Origin of the sequence: Neobacillus mesonae, from assembly GCF_001636315.1 — a bacterium.
Classification (GTDB): domain Bacteria; phylum Bacillota; class Bacilli; order Bacillales; family Cytobacillaceae; genus Neobacillus; species Neobacillus mesonae.
Genome location: NZ_KV440949.1, coordinates 1763642 through 1782902, shown reverse-complemented (window position 1 = coordinate 1782902; position 19261 = coordinate 1763642). Strand labels below are relative to the sequence as shown.

Genomic DNA, 19261 nt, shown 5'->3' with positions numbered 1-19261 from the left:
GGTCATAAAAAAATTAATCATCCCGAGCCCCCAAGAATACAGGACTCAAGATGGTTAATTTTTTTTTCTTGTTTTACTTTGCTTTTTTTGCCCCTTTTTCTTAGTGTTTTTGGCATTTCGGTATTGCGAGGGCGTGACATTTGCCACTCGTTTAAAGGATTGGGCAAAGAATGACTGGGAAGAGAATCCGGTTATAGCTGCAATATCTGAGATGGGGTAGTTAGTGGTCTCTAACAGAATTTTACTTTCTCTGATCCGGGTTTGAATTAAATATTCGATTGGGGAGACACCTACTGATTTCTTAAAGGAATGAGAGAGATAGTATTTATTAATATGACCGGCCTCCGCCAGTGTATCTAAATTAATATCCTCGCGAAAATGCTGCTTTATGTAATTTTTGATAAAAGCAACATCCTTGCTGATTTTTTCAGAAGAGGTCTTTTCTAAGTTGAATGCCTTTCTCCGCATCATTTTAAGGAGGAGGACCTCCAATAGGTTTTGAATGACCAGTTCATAATCTTCCTTTTGGTTTTCCACTTCTTCAACCAATTGCTGGATGTAAAACCGATAAACCTTTTCCTCCTGTTTAAAATTAAGAAAAGTAACCTGTGAACCAGGAGAATCCGGAGAAGAAAAGGCTAGCCCCTGAATTCCCAGTGCAATGTATTCAAGAGGGTCATTAGCGCAGGACTTTTCCGTGTGTTCGCTATTAGGATTAATGATGATTAAATCATTCTCAGCAACAGGAACCTCCTCATTGAAAAAAACAAACGTCCCTTTTCCTTTTATGATAAATAAGATTTCGGTAAAGTGATGCGTATGATTGGTGCTATGCCAATCCTTATCATATCGCGCTTTTGTAACATACAGAAGCTTAACAGGAAGATGCTCTCGATGAGCTGGCCTCACCTCATAAATCTCATTTGACAATTCATCCCCTCCTTATCAATTATGTAGGTATACGTAGAGACGGTTCTCGTGCCTCATTCTCTTAAGTATAATTTTTTTTAGCGGATTTTAACAATGAAAAGCAAGATACCTAAAAAACAGAACAAGATGTTTATTGTGGAAGCGTTTTAAGCCTCGTATACTTTAAGCTAGAGATAGGTATAAAGGAGGAGAGAAGGATGAAAAAGAAAGTTTTGATGGCAGGGATGACAGCTTTATTATCACTTAGTTTGATAGCTTGTCAGAGTGGTAACAGCACAAAGGTAGATTCAAAGGGCGGCAAAGATGCAGACGGAAAGCAGACTCTTCATGTGGCGGCGCTGGAATCTGCTTATGGTAAGGACATGTGGACAAAAATTGCTGACGCTTACGAGGAAGCGAATCCCAAAATTAATGTGGAATTAACCGTTGATAAAAACTTGGAAGAGGTTATCAGTCCAAATATGAAAGCTGGAAACTACCCTGATGTTGTGTTACTAGCAACGGGAAGAAAACTGGCACTTACCGAAACGTTAATTAAAGATAAAGCATTAGAAGACATTACCGATGTGTTCAATCAAAACGTCTTTGGGGAAGATGTCAAAGTGAAGGATAAACTGGTTCCAGGGTTTACGGAAACCCTTGCCACAAATCCTTATAATGACGGAAAAACCTATATGGCACCTATGTTCTACAGTCCGACAGGATTATTCTACAATGCCGCTTTATTTAAGGAAAAAGGCTGGGAAGTCCCAAAAACGTGGGATGAAATGTGGGCTTTAGGTGATAAGGCAAAAGCTGAAGGTATTTCATTATTTACGTATCCAACCACCGGCTACTTTGATGCATTCTTCTATTCCTTACTTTTAGAAGTAGGCGGACCAGATTTTTATAATAAAGCAATGCGATATGAAGATGGCATTTGGGAATCATCTGAAGCCACAAAAGCATTTGAAATTGTTGGCAAATTAGCAAAATACACTGAGCCGACTACTGTTGCCAATGCCAATGATAAGGACTATACAAAAAATCAACAATTGATCTTGGATAATAAAGCGTTATTTATGCCAAATGGAACTTGGGTAGTAGGTGAAATGAAGGACGCCCCTAGAGCAGATGGCTTTGAATGGGGAATGACTTCACTGCCTTCACTTGAAGATGGCGGCGACCGCTACGCTTTTACGTTCTTTGAACAAATGTGGATCCCATCCCAGGCGACAAATAAAGATGCGGCTAAGGATTTCTTAACGTTCGTTTATTCTGAAAAAGCGGCAAGTATTTTTGCTGAATCTGGAGCAATTCAGCCAATTGAAGGTATTTCTAGTAAACTATCAGGCGACAATCAATTATTCTACAGCATCTATGATAATGGAGCAAAAGCAGGTATGGGCGGTTTTGCGGCAACAGATGCAGTGGAAGGCGTCAGCATGGCTGATACTTTATTCAGAACCATTGACAGTATTGTTTCTGGGGATAAAACCGTAAAAGAATGGCAAAAAGCCGTTGAAAAAACCAGTGACCAATTGCGGCCTGCTTTAAAATAACGGATATAAACGCACAAGCAGTATAACGGTGAGCAGCCCTCTCACCGTTATATTTTTTAAGCGGTATTCCCAGCCTGAAGTGCAATGTGCAAAGGGTGCATGCGCTTTTCAAATCAGAGGTGATTGCAATGAAGAAAACGACAGAAAAACGGATATTTATCTTTGTTTGTACGGCTCCGGCACTGATTTTATTAACGATTTTTATGATTGTGCCCACGATTGAGGTCTTTCGAATGTCTATGTATAAATGGGGCGGATTTTCTAATAATCAGGTGTTCGTCGGGCTTGAAAACTTTAAAAAGCTCTGGAATGATATGAACTTTATCCATTCCCTGCAAAACAGTATCTTATTGATCGTCGTGGTCACACTCATCACGATGGTGATTGCCATTTTGTTTGCGTCAATTCTGACACGGGAGAAAATGAAAGGCAACAGCTTTTTTCGAATTATCTTTTACATCCCAAATATCTTATCGATTGTCGTCATTGCCGGTATCTTTTCAGCTGTCTATGACCCAACAACCGGCTTGTTGAATAATATGCTAGGTTTATTTAAGCTTGAAAGCCTGCAAAAATTATGGCTGGGCGATCAGCAAATAGCCATTTATAGTATCGGCAGGGCACTCGTTTGGCAGGCGATTGGCTACTACATGGTGATGTATATGGCTAGTATCGCAAGCATCCCGGAAAGCTTTTATGAAGCGTCCGCTTTGGAAGGTGCCGGACGGATCAGGCAATTCTTCAGTATTACACTTCCATTAATCTGGAATAACATTCGAACAACACTTACCTTCTTTATTATCAGTACGATTAACCTAAGCTTTCTGCTCGTCCAGGCGATGACAGGAGGAGGGCCTGACGGGGCTACAGAGGTATTTTTAAGCTATATGTATAAGCAGGCGTACACCAATTCTTCATATGGTTACGGTATGGCGATTGGCGTGGTAATCTTCCTATTTTCATTTGCATTGTCAGCTATTATCAGCCATGTCACCAAACGGGACGTACTGGAGTATTAGGGGGGCCATGAACAATGAAAAAAGACAAAAGCATGAGTGCAGAAAAAATTTATCGCATATTTATTTATGTCGCACTAATTACATTAGCCATTTCGATTATTATCCCGGTTGGCTGGGTGTTCTTAGCGTCGATTAAACAAAATAAGGAGTTTTATGGCAGTCCATGGGCGATGCCGAAAGGGTTTTATTTTCAAAACTTTATCGATGCATTCGAGAAGGCAAACATGGGCACCTATATGTGGAATTCAGTCTGGGTTACCGCTTTGGCGCTGCTAATCTTATTAGTGGTTGCCCTGCCTGCAGCGTATGTGCTGGCGAGATATACCTTTAGAGGCAGCAGATTGATGAATACGTTATTTAAAGCAGGCTTATTTATCAATGTGAACTACATTGTCGTGCCGATTTTCCTCATGTTATTGAACGGGGATACCTTTTTGCGGGGGCAATTTGGTGAAGGCTTTTTATTAGACAATTTGTTTGTTCTAGCGTTTGTTTATGCCGCGACAGCTTTGCCCTTCACCATATACTTGCTATCAAGCTATTTCCAATCGCTTCCTTCCACATATGAGGAAGCCGCAATGGTAGATGGGGCAGGTTATTTCAAAACAATGATAAGAATTATGATTCCGATGGCACGGCCGAGTATTATCGCCATCATTTTATTTAACTTCCTGGCATTTTGGAATGAATATATTATCGCCCTGACATTAATTCCCGGTCCTAATAAGACCCTGCCTGTTGGGCTGATGAACTTAATGGCAGCGCAAAAATCAGCAGCAAACTATGGGCAAATGTATGCCGGGATGGTTCTCGTGATGCTGCCGACTTTGATTTTATACATCATTGTGCAAAAGAAATTGACGCAAGGGATGACCCTTGGCGGTTTGAAGGATTAGGTTGAGGAGGATGATCATGAAAAAGACTAGAGGGCGCGTGACTCTGCCAAGCGAACAAAACTTTTTGAACGAAACAAAGGAATTGATGGAACTCTGGGGTGCGGATGCCATTCGCGATAGTGACGGAACGAAGCTGGATGATGAGATTAAACAGCTGGATGCGAAGATTTATACGACTTATTTTGTAGCGCGCGGGCATAATGAGTTTGCTGAAAAGCATATGGAAGAATGCCAGCAGCTTTACTTGATGAGCCAATTCAATACAGCACTGACGGATACGCTGGAAATTGAGTTTATGACGGGCTATTTCGAGGAACAATTACGTCCGGATTATCTTCACGATCCGAAGAAATATTGGGAAGTCATCGATCGGACAACCGGTAAGGTGGTTGATCCGTCTGATTGGAAAGTAAATGAAGAGGCTGACCGGGTTATTATAACAAAGGCGGTTCCTTGGCACGAATATACAGTATCATTTCTTGTATTTGCAGTCTGGGATCCTACGCAAATGTATAACCATATTACGAATAATTGGGGCGATAAGCCGCATGATATTCCATTTGATGTCAGGCAGCCGCATTCCAATGAATATATGAAAAATTATTTAACCCAATGGCTGAAGGATAATCCGGATACAGATGTCGTTAGATTTACGACGTTCTTCTATCATTTTACGCTGGTGTTTAATAATCTCGGAAGGGAAAAATTTGTCGATTGGTTTGGCTATGGTGCCAGCGTTTCAGTCGCCGCATTAGACGCCTTTGAAAAAGAAAAAGGCTATCGCCTTCGTCCCGAAGATATTGTAGACCAAGGCTATTACAATACTTCCTTTCGAGTCCCATCACCTGCCTTTTTAGACTATATGGATTTTGTTCAAAAGTTTGTAGCGGAAGAAGCGAAGAAGCTGGTGGACATTGTGCATGAAAGCGGCAAAGAAGCGATGATGTTCCTTGGGGATAACTGGATTGGAACCGAACCTTATGGAAAGCATTTTGAAAAAATCGGCCTAGATGCAGTCGTCGGGAGTGTCGGCGGCGGGGCAACCATCAGGATGATTGCCGATATACCGCATGTCTGTTATACGGAAGGCAGATTTTTACCGTATTTCTTCCCGGATACCTTTTATGAAGGCAATAACCCAGTTATTGAAGCCAATGAAAACTGGCTGACAGCCCGGAGAGCGATTTTACGAAATCCAGTCGACCGCATCGGCTATGGCGGTTATTTAAGCTTAGCGTATAAATTCCCGGATTTTGTCTCCTATATTGAGAAAGTGACGGATGAATTCCGGGAAATTTATGAAACGATTAAAGAGGTGAAACCATACAGCGGATTGAAGGTTGCGATTTTAAACGCCTGGGGCGGACTGAGAACGTGGCAGACCCATATGGTGGCCCACGCCTTATGGTATAAGCAAATTTATTCCTATTTAGGTGTTTTGGAAGCATTGAGCGGAGCTAGTGTAGATGTGACTTTTATTAGTTTTGATGATGTGGTCCGAGACGGAGTTCCGGAGGATGTGGACGTCATCATTAATGCCGGGGATGCAGGTACGGCTTTTTCCGGCGGCGTTCAATGGAAAAATGAGAAATTGGTTACTGCCATAAGGTCCTGGATCTATAATGGCGGAGGCTTTATTGGTATTGGGGAGCCGACAGCTTATCAGCATGAAGGCCATTATTTCCAATTAGCAACTGCTTTAGGTGTAGATAAAGAATTAGGTTTCAGTTTATCGACTGATAAATATTTTGTCACTCCGGTCAAGGAGCACTTTATTTCAGCTGACATTAGCGAATATGATTTCGGTGAAGGCATGAAGAATATTTATGCCCTGACAGAGGAGACAGAAATAATTGAGTATTCCGATGGGGAAGTCCATTTATCGAGCCATCCTTTCGGCAATGGCCGAACCGTCTATATCGCAGGGCTGCCGTATAGCGAGCAGAATACTAGGCTGTTGATGCGGGCAATGTACTATGCTGCCCATAAAGAACAAGAATTCCTTAAATGGCATGCCAGCAATGTGTACTGTGAGGTTCATGCCTATCCAGCCATTCAAAAGATGGCGATTATCAATAATTCGATGCAAGAACAAAAGACAATTGTGTATGACGGCGAAGGAAACGGGAAAGAAGTAACACTAGCACCTAGCGAAATACGGTGGGAGGCTATTTTACATGAAGGGTAAAATCTTAGTCGTCATAAAACTAATCGTATTGATCGTAAGCCTAGCACTAATCATCACCGGCCAAAAAACAGTCGGCAAACCCGAACTAGGACTTATGTTATTTGGACTCGCTGGATTATTGGGTCTGCTATATGATTATAATCGGAAATACGTTTAATTGGAAAAGTAAAACTTTAATGAAGCAGGATTATTCGCTTCGTTAAAGTTTTATTTTTTTTAAAATACTAATCCATTTTTGGTATTACTTTTGAAGGATATTTATGTTATTGGGTTGACCCATCAACCCGATTTGTTATATATTTAAAATGTTCAGAAATTTCATTAATCTCGATTTAAGAGTGAAAAAAGGGGTTGATCTTGTATTAGATATTTGAAGTCTGAGTAGTCAAAAGGGATCATTTTCGGGACACTTCATAATTACATTGGGAGGTTGAATATGCAAAGACGTAAAGCTAGGTTGAAAAAACTGGTGGGCTTATGCCTATCAGCAGGTATGTTGCTTTCAATGTTTCCATCCGCATCTGCACTAGCAGCAGAACCTAATTACTCCATAAATAATGTTTCTACTAATCAAACCTATAACACTATTGGAAAAGTAACTAAGATTACACAAGATGGCAATAACGTATACCTTACCATAGAAACAGGTGAAAAAATAAAAATTAACTTTCTAAAAAACAATGTTTTCCGTCTCCATTTAGATCCAAAGGGAGTTTTTGAAGAATATCCAACTCCCAACAAACCTGAGCATGAAACGAAAATCATCGATAAAAACGTCGGTGATTACAAAAAGCAATACGGGGACATTGATATTCAGGTCGATGAAAGTGATAACAGTGTTTATAAAATTTCGACCGATGCTTTGGAATTAAGAATCGATAAAGCTTCTTCGAAGATGAGCTTGTACGATAAAAAAAGGTCAAAAATTCTTTGGTCTGAGAGTGAACCGTTAAAACATTCCAGCGGGGGTACCGTTCAAACCCTTGATTCAAAAGAAAATGAATATTTTTATGGCGGAGGTCAACAGAATGGATTTTATGCCCATAAGAATAATTCCATCAAAATTGCCATCGGTGGAGGTTGGGATGCAGGTGCCGCATCAAGTCCAGTTCCATTTTATTTAAGCACTGAAGGCTACGGAGTTATGCGAAATACCTTTAAGCAAGGCGTTTACGATTTTGCGAAAACCGCTACTTTTACGCACAATGAAGACAGATTTGACGCTTATTATTTTGTAGATAATTCCATTCCAAAAATCATTGACGAATATACAGAATTAACTGGGAAACCAGCGCTTATGCCAGAATACGGTTTCTATTTAGGGCATGCTGACTGTTTTAATGGAACCCATAATGGCCATAAGGACCAAAGGACACTTCTGACGAATGGGCTAAATAACGTAAATCAACATGTTGAGAAAGATATGCCGTTAGGATGGTTTTTACCAAATGACGGCTATGGATGCGGGTATGGCGGATTGGATAATTTGAAGCAATTTGTTGATAAAACAAATGATCAAAAAGTCGAGGTAGGATTATGGACGCAAAGCAATCTCTATCCGGACCCTAACTTACCTGAAGACAGTCCATTGCGCAGGGACCTAGAAGGAGAAGTGAAAGCTGGTGTCAGGGCAATAAAGACGGATGTTGCATGGGTCGGGCAAGGATATTCTATGGCATTAAATGCAACTCGTCAAGCAGCAGAAGGTATAGAAAAATATTCTGGTGGTGCACGTCCATTCGTTATTACTGTAGATGGATGGGCCGGTACTCAGCGTTATTCAACATTATGGTCAGGAGACCAATATGGCGGTAATTGGGAGTATATCAGGATGCATATTCCTACTTACATTGGCGCCGGCCTATCCGGAAATCCAAACGTCGGCTCAGATATGGATGGTATTTTTGGCGGAGACCCAAAAGTTCAGACACGGGATTTTCAATGGAAGACATTCACTCCGATCCAAATCGATATGGACGGCTGGGCATCGGGAGGTACTGATTACAGCAAATCTAAAAATCCGTGGAATTACGGGGAACCATATACATCGATTAATAGAATGTATTTGAAGTTAAAGGCGCAAATGATGCCTTATAACTACACGATTGCTGAGGAATCGACATCAACATCGATGCCAATGGTTCGAGGGATGATGTTAGAATATCCAAATGATCCATATACGTACGGGACTGAAACACAGTATCAATATATGTGGGGGCCAAATTTGTTAGTGGCACCAATATATGATGGAAATTCTAATGCAGCTGAAGTACGAAATGAAATTTATCTTCCAGGTAAAAATCAAGTTTGGATTGATTATTTTACAGGCGATCAATATCAGGGAGGTTCGGTTCTTCATAACTTTAACGCTCCACTATGGAAGACTCCTGTATTTGTAAAGGCAGGAGCCATCATTCCAATGGCACCGGAAAACAATTCTATCAATGAATTGGATGGTTCGGAGAATAGAATATTTGATGTTTATCCATCAGGAAAATCTGAATTTACCCTTTATGAAGATGATGGTAAAACGGTTGACTATAAGGATGGAAAAAATACTAGAACAAAGGTCACTTCTGAGATTATCGGAAACAAAGTGGATATAACCGTTAATCCCGCAAAAGGAAAGGGCTATAAAGGGATGGTTAAAGACCGGGGCACAGAAGTAATTGTCAACACACGTGCCGTTCCCAAGAATGTAAAGGCTAAAATTAACAATAAAAATGTTAAATTAAGAAAAGTTACGACTGAAGAGGAATTTCAAAACTCAGAAAATGTCTACTTCTATAATGAACATCCCAACTTGAACAAATATTCGACAAAAGGGTCGCCGTTTGAAAAGACTGAGATTATGACCTCACCAAAGTTATATATTAAAGTCGGAAAAACAGATATCACGAAAAATACGGTTAGTTTTTCGGTAAATGGCTTTGATAATACTCAAAAGACAGAAGTAGTGGATAAGGCAGTACCAACTATTCCAACGGGGCTTCATGCTGATGAGGCTAATATTACCGACCAGGATATCAGATTAAATTGGGAAAAGGTTGAGGGTGAGAATACAACCTATGATTTAATGATTAATGGTGTTGTTCATACAAATGTGTTTAAAGCAAGTGACAGCGAGGAAGCACCATTCTTCTTACACTCAGGGTTAATGTCTGATACAGAGTACTCTTATCGAATCAGAGCAACGAATACAAAAGGGTCTTCCGTATGGAGTGATGAGGTCAAAATAAGAACGAAGCTTGACCGCTACCGAAATGTTCCGAAGAATATGACGGCAAAAGCGAATAGTCAACAGCCAGGGCAGGAAGCCGCTTTAGCTGTGGATGGAAAAGATGAAACATTGTGGCATACCGCATGGGGAGATGCTGGCAATAAACTGCCGCATACCTTTGAGATTGATATGAAGCTGGCTTATGAATTAGATAAGCTGGAGTATGTTCCAAGGCCAGACGCCGGGAATGGTACGATATTAAAATACAATTTAGACGTAAGCCTAGATGGAAAAACCTATAAAAGTATCATTACCGATGGAACATTTGAGAGAAATAAGGACACGAAAGTCATTCCATTTCCGGAAAATGTAGTTGCAAGGTATATTAAGCTGACCATTACAAACGCTGTGGGCGGTTTTGGCAGTGCACAGGAATTTAGGCCATACAAAAAGGATAAAACAGAAGGAACGGTTGTAGGCGAGAATATCCCAAATGGAAAAATTGACGAAGAGGACCTGCTTTTCTTTGCAAGCTATATGGGCGTTGACCAAACAGATACAGCTTGGGGACAGGTTTCAAAGGTTGATATTAATTTCAATGGGGTCATTGACACCTATGATTTAATGTACGTAGCTTCCCAATTGGGACAACAGCCGCTTCGGCCAACGGGCAAACCGGTTGCCGGACAATTAGATATCAGGCCTGACAAGGAGCAGTTAAAAGCGGGTGAGGAATTTACGGTAGAGATCATTGGGGCCGGCCTTAAGGATATTAATGCCTTCAATTTGGAACTTAAGCTGGACCCGAACAAATATGAAGTAGTAAAACAGGGCGAAAATATGGTTTCTTCAACCAATGAAACTGCCAAAATGTTAAATTACTCTGCAATGGCGGGGATTGGAAAATCTGAACAACGAATTATGGCGGCGTTTTCCAACAAGGGGACGCAATCAACATTGGAAGGAACCAAGACATTGGCCACGGTTAAGTTAAAGGCTAAAAAAGACTTAACTTTTGATATGCCGATCACCAGATCATTGCTCGTTAATACAGCCTTTAATATCATTGATAAAATTGGCCACGTGTTAAAGCCTGGTGAAGAACCGGGAGAGGTTGAACAGCCACAGGAGCCGAAAGAACTACAATTGTCCAATAAAGATATGTCGGTTACTGGTCCGGGTGAGAAGATGCAAGGCGGTGCTGCAGCTTTTGCTAAGCTGATTGACGGTGAGATCAGTGAAAGCTCCCTTGCGGAATTGAAATGGTTGATCACCGAAGCAGACGGAATTTCACTGCCGCTGCTTGTAGATTTTAATTTTAGTAAACCACAAGAGCTTTCCAAATTTATTGTATATAACCGACCTCAATATACGAACGGCAAAATTAAAAAACTAAGTGCCAAAGTATATACGGAAGCAGGGAAGGAATATGATTTAGGCGTAAAAACTGTAAACTCTAATGATAAATCGGTCACTTTTGATCTTGCTGGGGCTGCAATACCAGCCGGAACTAGATTTTCGAGGTTTTCGATTAACTTTGAGGAATCGCATAGCGGACCGCTTATGTTGTCTGTTGCAGAAGTGGAAGTTTTCGTGAAGAATCCTACTTATGTAGCTAAATGAAAATAAAAGCCTCTTATTACTTTTAGGAGGTTAGGGTTAACCTGTTAACCCTAACCTCCCATTCATTATTATGATTGGAGGGGAAATTAGTATATATGAAAAAGATGCTTTCGATGTTCTTATCTACTGCCGTTGCGCTAAGTGTTACACTTCCAATTGGCAGTCACTCAAGTTCAACAAAAGTTTCAGCTGCTGAGCCAAGCTTTATAAACATAGCAAAGGACACAGTAGAAATTGGAAATAATTCTATCACAAGGGTTATCGATGTGTCCGATTCTAAGTTGAAGACAAAAGCAGTCACTAACAAAAGAATTGGAAAGGACTTAGTTCCTAAAGAAGGTTCTGAGGATTTTACAATTCATTTGGTCCCCGAGAAGCAAACACCTGAAGATCCTGACACACAAAAACCTCAATCTCAGATTGATAGAAAGAATTGGACGGCAACGGTATCAGACTCTTCAGGCAAATCTAAAGATGGTGCAACAATGCTTGATGGCGATGACAGCACGTATATAGACTTTTATGATGGAAAAAAGGCCTGGCCATATGAAGTAGTTATTGACTTAAAGGAAGAAAGAACTATTGGATCGTTCGGTTATCAAAAACGGCCGGGGTACCAAGACCAGGCATACGGAATCAATGGAACACTAGGAAAATATGAAATTAAGGTTTCCAGTGACGGTGAAAATTGGACAGATGCCGGCACCGGTGAATTTTCATCTAAAGACTATAACTTGCATAAAGCAGGTAATCTCTACAATGTGGGAGATATGGTCTATGGCAATTTAACTGAGGCGAAAACAGCAAGATACGTTAAGATTGTTCAGCTTAGCGGTGCACTTTCTGATGATATTTCGTTTACCGGAGCTGAGATTTACTTGTTTGAGGATACATTTAAACGCACTCCACAGGATAACAGTGAACCCGATAAGAACACGATGAAAGCAAGTGAATTAACAATTAAACAAGTAAAGGAAGAAGAATACAAAACGGGGAAGCGAGTTCAATTTGTGTTTGAGGATTATGAAAAATATAACTCGGTATGGAACATTAAATACAATGTATTTGTAGAAGATAGCGCCCCGTATTTAAGAAGTAACTTGGAAATCAAATCGTCAAATAAAGATATTGCCATCGACTTTATCGATGTGGATCAATTCGTATTGCCTAATAATGTGGAGGGACTTTTTCATCACCCGCCGCTAAAAGATATTTCATCCATGTGGATTGGAAAGTATGAGCTAGTATTGGGTCAGCCGATTTATGCAAATGGAATGTTCTTTGGATCAGAATTTCCTGCCTCTGACACAGATGTAGTGAATAATAAGATGCAGGTGCGGTATTACTCAGGGAAAAATTTCAAAAAGCTGGCGGAAGACAAACAGCTCAATGCGGATGGAAGCTTTACGACTTGGAATAGCGTCATGGGAGCTGCGGACGGAACGGATAAGGATGTCGTTCAAACGGACTTTTTCGCCTATATTAATGATATCTCTACAAAGACGGAATTCCGAAAGCAATACAATTCATGGTATGACAACATGCTGGACATTACAGATGAGAGTATTGCCAACTCGTTCTATGGAACGGAAAAAGAACTGAGCAAAAATGGCGTAGAGCCTTTGGATTCCTATGTTGTGGATGATGGCTGGAATGCCTATGAAACTGTTAATTCCGCTGGACAGGAAACGAAATCGCCATATGATAACAAAACGGGATTCTGGGAATTCAACAACAAATTCCCTAATGAATTATACCCAGCCAGTGATATGGCAAAGAAATTTGCTTCAACGTTTGGACTGTGGCTTGGCCCTCAAGGCGGCTACAATTACTTTGGCGGGTTTGCCGAATTTCTTGAAAAAAATGGCACAGGTCATGTGACCAACGATTATTGGAAAAGCGTGGATGTGGGCTCCAAGACATATGTAAACAATCTGACAAAGCTTTTCTTGGATTATCAAAACAGATTTGATATTGAATATTGGAAGCTGGATGGATTTGCTCTAAGACCTTCAACCGATCCAGACAATCAGCACATGGTTGGCGGCGACCACAATATGTATTATACATCTGACCTCTGGGAGACATGGATTGATACCTTTAAAGCCATGAGACAGGAAAGGGAAGAAAAAGGCAGAAGTTTATTTTTAAACCTGACCTGTTATGTCAACCCAAGTCCGTGGCTGCTGCAGTGGGCGAATACAATCTGGATTCAAGACTCGGGCGACAATGGATTTTTGAGCACTTACGGCGGAACACAGGCAGAACAAATGATGTCATACAGAGACAATGTTTACTTTAATATTTTTAAGAAAAATGATCTGCAGTTCCCGTTGAAAAATGTGTATAATCATGATCCAATTTACGGAGTTTCCGCAGGTATTAAATTTACCGACGATGATTTTAGAAATTACTTGATGATCAACGCAACAAGAGGAACGGCATTCTGGGAATTATATTTTTCACCGAGCATTATGAATGATGCCAAGTGGAGAATAACAGCTGATGTTTTAGAGTGGGCTGAAAGCAATTCGAAGACTCTTGAAAAAGCAAAACTATTCGGGAAGCGTCCGGATCAGGGCGGTGTCTATGGTTATTCAGCCTGGAACGGCGGCGAAGGAATTGTTTCATTTAGAAATGCGGGCAATAAAGAACAGAGCTATTCGCTGACCTTAGATAACATAGTAGGTGTTCCAACTGATTTGAAAAACGCAAAGATGACTCAGATTTTACCGAGGGTTGATGAAACGAAAGTGGAGAATATGAGCTATGGGGATACACTAACGGTGACATTAGCGCCTCATGAGTCAAGAATTTACCAGTTTACCAGCAAGACAGAGCCACCTGCCAAGGCAATCTCTGTGAAGAATACAAATGAAAATACCGTGAAGGTAAAATTTGATCAGAGAATTCAAAATCCGGCTATCACAGTAAATGGGAAGCCTACGAAGGCCGTTGTTTTAGAGGATTACCGAACAGTAGAGCTGACCACTTCCAAAAAGATTGAAAAAGAAAATCAAATAGACATCAACATCGAAAATATTTGGGGCACTTCCGCTGACATCAAGCAGAAATTCCATGGGTATCCAGATGGCTATGCAGCAAAGCTGTTTGAGAAAACGGATATTGTCGATGGGCAAAAGTTACAGACTGTTCATTTTGAAAAACCAAATATAAATTTGTACGGGATTGATGGTAAAGAATATTCATTCAAGAAACAGATTTCATTAGTAGGGAAAGACGACTTTTCCATCTCATTTAAGTTCCGTTCTTCAGGCAATGACCAGTTAATTTTAAACCAGGAAGGTGCGTACTCTATCGCGATTGACAAAAAAGGATATCTCAACTTCACTGTGGGAGAGGACGTTGTCAATTCTAAGGCGATGGTAACGACTGTTGCTGAAAAGGCAAGTGGAACTTTTGGAACGAAGGAATACAAACCGACCACAACCACCCAAACGGTCAAGGGGAAAGTTGACGATGGAAACCTTCATGATGTAAAAGCCGTAAGAGAAGCAAATGGGATGATTAAGCTCTACTTGGATGGAGAACTCATCTCATCAAAATACGTAAAAGATCCATTCAAATTGCCAAATGGAAAAATTACGCTCGGCAGTAAGAAAACAACTATACAGATTGCAGATATAGAAATTAAAAATGAAGCAGTCGCGTATGATGAGGCAAAAAAATCCTATGAAGATCTGAATTTAAAGCCTGGATATAAGGAATTGGACAGAACGGGATATAAAGCATTTGCAGATTCAGAGGAGAAACAGGCGGGTGCGTACGAGGGGCCTGCTGCAAATGTACTAGATGGAAAAACATCTACTTGGTGGCATACACAATACAATGGAGGCATGACTAAGCCGCCACATTGGTTGACCATTGAAATGCCGGAGGCTGCCCCTGTCGATGCATATGAGTATGTAAGCAGAAACGGCAACGGTAATGTGAAAAAGTACGAATTACAGGTGTCTGATATGAATGAGGAAGGCACTTGGAAAACAGTCAATTCTGGTGAAATGGACAATGGCGGAAGCACATTGATTAAGTTTGACAAACCGATTAAAGCTAAGTTTTATCGTTTGTATATCACTGAAACATATGGCAGCCCGGCTAATACCTTTGCATCCGCTGCTGAAATAAAACTGTTTAAGAATATGGAAGGAACTTCTGATTTTTCAAAATTAGCGGCTGCTTATGAAGAAATTTATCTGTTGGATGTAAATCACTATACAAAACAAAGCTTAGAAAGCTCAGGATTTAATGGGTTGAAAGACAAAATTGTAAATGTATACGAAAATCCAAATTCATCGCAGACGGTAATCGATGAAGCTGTTTCTGATTTTACTCAAGACTATGAGGTAATACTTTCTAAACTGGAGCAAAAGGGACGCAACTAACCGTTTATCCACTAGGGTACAAGAGATAAAAGGGATCACAAAAAGTTTGATCTCTTTTATCATTACCTACACTCATGCTGTTGACCCATCAACCCATTTGGTGTATATTTGAATTGTTAGAATAATTTATATTAATTAATTTTTCAGAAAAACACGAGGGGGAAATTATGTGAGGAAAAAGGTAATCAGTGCTATTTCAATTCTGTTAGTTGCTGTATTATTACTTGCTGCATGCAGTAGCGATAAGGCTTCTTCTGGTAAAACCACGATTAAGTATTGGTCTATGTGGAACAAAGGGGAACCGCAGCAGGTTGTCATTCAAAAAATTATTGATTCCTTTGAAGAAGCTAATCCAGATGTAAAAGTAGAGGTACAATGGATGGGCCGTGAAGTTATGTCTAAAGTAAGAAACGCAGCTTTAAGCGGGGATGCGCCTGATCTCACAGAACAATCGGGGGCAGAGGTTGAAGGTGCATTAATTAAAAACAAGTTAGCAGAACCATTAAATGACCTACTCTCAATGAAAATTCCAAATGAAGGTACAGTGTTTCAAGATGTTTTTTTAGATAAAGTACTACCATTCTATCAACAAGGTGAAAACACTTATTTTATTCCATATGAAATCATAAGCTCTGGTTTTCACTATAATGAAAGCCTCTTCAAGGAATATGGAGTAACACCACCTGCCACTTGGGATGAATTTGTAGAGGTAAATAAGACGTTTAAGAGTAAAGGGTTGGCTCCACTTGCCCAAGATGGGAATATAGATTTTTATAACGCCTATTACTATTATTGGTTGGTAGAGCGACTGATGGGCTCGGGTGCTCTAGTAGAAGCAGCTGGAGATAAGACAGGTGAAACTTGGTCCCAGCCAGGATACCTGGAAGCAGCCAAAAAGGTTCAGGAGTTGGTCGATAACCAATTCTTTGCAGATGGATATAAAGGAAGTCAGTACCCTGCCGCCCAAACAGCATGGGCCAGCGGGAAATCCGCGATGATTTTAGTTGGAAGCTGGTTGTCAAGTGAAACCGCGGAATATTCTTCAAAGGATTTTGTCTATAAAGCTTTTCCCTTCCCGGAAGTTGCCGGTGGAAAAGGCGGGGCTGACCAGGCTGAACTCTATCTGATTGGATGGGCTGCTCCAAAAGGCGCTAATAAAAAAGCAGTACAGGATTTCTTAGCCTTTGCCATGCAGAAGAAATATCAGGAAGGTATTGTAAAAGATACAAAAAATATTAGCACAAGAAAAGATTTAGATGCACCAGAGGCTTTGGCTGATTTTAGGGATATTGTTGTAAATGCTTCAACCTTCCATAAGGAGTACGATGGTTTACAGGCAGAATATCCGGATTGGTGGAAAACCGTATTCTTACCGCTTGATGATAAGTTAATATTTGGTGAAATAAAAGCAGAAGAGTTTATTCAACAACTGGCAAAACAATCAAAAGAATTCTGGAGCAAGAAATAAAAATGTGTAAAAGCAGGAGGAGCGGGTGTTCTCCTGCTTTCTTTGAAAAACCAGGCATTGGAAAAGGAGGAGGAAATGTGAAGGCTGGAAGGAAAAAGCTTACTATACCCTATTTGATTCCGGCAGTTAGCCTTTATCTCATTTTTTTTATAGGTCCCGCAATCTATGGTATTTGGATCAGCTTCAATGAGTGGAGCGGTTTTACGGACGATATGAAATTTGTAGGATTGAAAAACTACGAAAAATTAATGGTTGATCCTATCTATTGGCAGTCTTTTTTTAATATGATACTTATTTTATTTGTTGGCGGAATTTTTGTTTTTCTCATTGGTTTTTTGTTTACAGCACTAATGAGCCAAGGGGTAGTTGCGAAAAAGGCAATTCGGGCAATTATCTTTTTCCCGCAAATCATTGCACCTATTGCCTTGGCAGTGGTTTGGAATTATTTGTACCGTTTTGATATTGGCTTTTTTAATTCGATTTTAACTTCGATAGGACTGAACCCGGTTAACTGGACAGGTCCAAACAGCATAATGATGTCGGCATTAATAGCCATAATTTGGTACAGTACTGGATTTTATGCCATTATTCTTTTAGCCGGAGTGGATAAAATTCCGAACACGATTTTTGAGGCTGCTCGAGTAGAGGGCGCATCTACATTCAAAATTTTTACAAAAATCACCCTTCCATTAATATGGGATGTTATGTCAATTGCGATCATCCTGTGGGGAATCAATGCCATTCGTTTATTCGATTTCTTGTTTGCATTTGGTGGAGCAGAGCCGCCGACAAGGATGTGGAATACTGCAATGTATCAATTTATTCTTGGGTTCGGTCAGCGGACACCTATTTATCAATTAGGATACTCAAGTGCAATTGCCGTAACAATGATCTTTGTTGTCTTATTATTTGTTGTGACGGGAAGAAAGTTATTCAAACGTGAAGTGTATGAGCTTTAGAACTATTGGGGCTAAGACGGAAAGGGGCTAGGTCAAGTGAAATTAAACGTACGTAGTGTGTGGTCAGCACTTGGAAAAACATTTTTATATGTATGGACGTTATTTATTTTATTTATAATAGGTTGGATTGTTTTAGCCTCCCTCAAAACAAATCGTGAGTTATTTGAAGGATTTTGGAGCCTCCCAGACTCACTTCAATGGGGTAATTATTTTACTGCTTGGGTGCAGTCTGATCTTGCTTCCTATTTTTTTAATAGTTTATTAGTCGTTACATTAAGTGTACTAGGGATTGTCTTGGTAAGTGCTCCTGCTGCTTACGTTTTATCTAGGTATAACTTTATTGGAAAGGAGTTTTTAACGAATGCTTTTGTAATCGGAATTGGTATTCCATATCAAGCGGTATTAATCCCTATTTATTTACTGCTAATAAAAATTGGATTAATAAATTCATTTATCGGCTTGATCATTGTTTATATTGCGTTGTCTCTGCCGTTTACAATCTTCATACTGACTGGCTTTTTTCAAAGTTTACCTTCGGATGTGGAGGAAGCAGCAATCATAGATGGGGCAAGTGAAAACGCCATTTTTTGGAGGGTGATGCTTCCTATGGCTCGTCCTGGATTGGTTACGGTAATGATTTTAAATGCCGTTGGATTATGGAATGAGTTTTTACTTGCAAAAGCATATATGAATGTAAATGAAAAATACACACTGTCCGTCGGGTTATACCAATTTTATCAATCGATGCAATATAATTCTGATTGGGTAAGTTTATTCGCAGGAGTCGTAATTATTATTTTTCCAATCCTTATTTTCTATTTATGGTTGTCAGATAAAATTATTGAAGGGATGACGGCCGGAAGTGGAAAATAACAATAAAGACATAATTGGTTAATTCTTAAAATGCGAACAGTTGAAGTTACTGTTCGTTTTTTTATGCAACTCACTAAAAAACAATATATCTAAAAATTTGGACAATATCTTTATTGAGGAAGCGTTCTCATGAAAGTAAGC

The 19261-nt window shown here is 40.0% G+C and carries 11 protein-coding genes; 10 read left to right on the top strand and 1 reads right to left on the bottom strand.

Going from position 1 to position 19261, the window contains the following annotated elements:
* Nucleotides 1-54: 54 nt before the first annotated feature.
* Nucleotides 55-930: an AraC family transcriptional regulator gene (locus tag A6749_RS08670; RefSeq protein WP_066388127.1), complete on the bottom strand. Its 876-nt coding sequence runs from the start codon at nucleotides 928-930 to the stop codon at nucleotides 55-57.
* Nucleotides 931-1127: 197 nt separating this feature from the next.
* Between A6749_RS08670 and A6749_RS08665 the strand changes: the two genes are divergently transcribed.
* The 10 genes from A6749_RS08665 (at nucleotide 1128) to A6749_RS08625 (ending at nucleotide 19120) form a co-directional block, all read left to right on the top strand.
* Nucleotides 1128-2471, top strand: coding sequence for a carbohydrate ABC transporter substrate-binding protein (locus A6749_RS08665; RefSeq protein WP_066388124.1), 1344 nt, complete (start codon nucleotides 1128-1130; stop codon nucleotides 2469-2471).
* Nucleotides 2472-2599: 128 nt separating this feature from the next.
* Nucleotides 2600-3490 (top strand): carbohydrate ABC transporter permease, encoded by an 891-nt coding sequence (locus tag A6749_RS08660; RefSeq protein WP_066388121.1) that lies wholly within the window; start codon nucleotides 2600-2602, stop codon nucleotides 3488-3490.
* 14 nt (nucleotides 3491-3504) lie between these two features.
* The gene (locus A6749_RS08655) at nucleotides 3505-4386 is read left to right on the top strand and encodes a carbohydrate ABC transporter permease (RefSeq protein ID WP_066388118.1); all 882 of its coding nucleotides are present in this window, start codon (nucleotides 3505-3507) and stop codon (nucleotides 4384-4386) included.
* A gap of 16 nt (nucleotides 4387-4402) precedes the next feature.
* A complete protein-coding gene (gnpA, locus tag A6749_RS08650; RefSeq protein WP_066388111.1) occupies nucleotides 4403-6574 on the top strand; it encodes a 1,3-beta-galactosyl-N-acetylhexosamine phosphorylase in 2172 nt (723 codons plus the stop codon).
* The gene (locus tag A6749_RS28595; RefSeq protein WP_169809857.1) at nucleotides 6564-6731 is read left to right on the top strand and encodes a DUF6903 family protein; all 168 of its coding nucleotides are present in this window, start codon (nucleotides 6564-6566) and stop codon (nucleotides 6729-6731) included. The genes gnpA and A6749_RS28595 overlap by 11 nt, the downstream gene beginning before the upstream one ends.
* Nucleotides 6732-7010: 279 nt before the next feature.
* A complete protein-coding gene (locus A6749_RS08645; RefSeq protein ID WP_066388104.1) occupies nucleotides 7011-11417 on the top strand; it encodes a discoidin domain-containing protein in 4407 nt (1468 codons plus the stop codon).
* A gap of 95 nt (nucleotides 11418-11512) precedes the next feature.
* Nucleotides 11513-15820, top strand: a complete 4308-nt coding sequence (locus A6749_RS08640; protein ID WP_066388103.1) for a discoidin domain-containing protein — start codon at nucleotides 11513-11515, stop codon at nucleotides 15818-15820.
* A 169-nt stretch (nucleotides 15821-15989) separates the two neighbouring features.
* Nucleotides 15990-17288, top strand: a complete 1299-nt coding sequence (locus A6749_RS08635) for an ABC transporter substrate-binding protein (RefSeq protein ID WP_066388102.1) — start codon at nucleotides 15990-15992, stop codon at nucleotides 17286-17288.
* A gap of 77 nt (nucleotides 17289-17365) precedes the next feature.
* A complete protein-coding gene (locus A6749_RS08630; protein ID WP_161487126.1) occupies nucleotides 17366-18247 on the top strand; it encodes a carbohydrate ABC transporter permease in 882 nt (293 codons plus the stop codon).
* A 36-nt stretch (nucleotides 18248-18283) separates the two neighbouring features.
* Entirely contained in the window at nucleotides 18284-19120 is an 837-nt protein-coding gene (locus A6749_RS08625; RefSeq protein WP_066388098.1) for a carbohydrate ABC transporter permease, read from the top strand.
* Nucleotides 19121-19261: the final 141 nt, after the last annotated feature.

What these genes read in the sequence shown, in the direction of transcription:
- A6749_RS08665 (WP_066388124.1), top strand. Translation starts at nt 1,128, where the DNA reads ATGAAAAAGAAAGTTTTGATGGCAGGGATGACAGCTTTATTATCACTT.
- A6749_RS08660 (WP_066388121.1), top strand. Translation starts at nt 2,600, where the DNA reads ATGAAGAAAACGACAGAAAAACGGATATTTATCTTTGTTTGTACGGCT.
- A6749_RS08655 (WP_066388118.1), top strand. Translation starts at nt 3,505, where the DNA reads ATGAAAAAAGACAAAAGCATGAGTGCAGAAAAAATTTATCGCATATTT.
- gnpA (WP_066388111.1), top strand. Translation starts at nt 4,403, where the DNA reads ATGAAAAAGACTAGAGGGCGCGTGACTCTGCCAAGCGAACAAAACTTT.
- A6749_RS28595 (WP_169809857.1), top strand. Translation starts at nt 6,564, where the DNA reads ATGAAGGGTAAAATCTTAGTCGTCATAAAACTAATCGTATTGATCGTA.
- A6749_RS08645 (WP_066388104.1), top strand. Translation starts at nt 7,011, where the DNA reads ATGCAAAGACGTAAAGCTAGGTTGAAAAAACTGGTGGGCTTATGCCTA.
- A6749_RS08640 (WP_066388103.1), top strand. Translation starts at nt 11,513, where the DNA reads ATGAAAAAGATGCTTTCGATGTTCTTATCTACTGCCGTTGCGCTAAGT.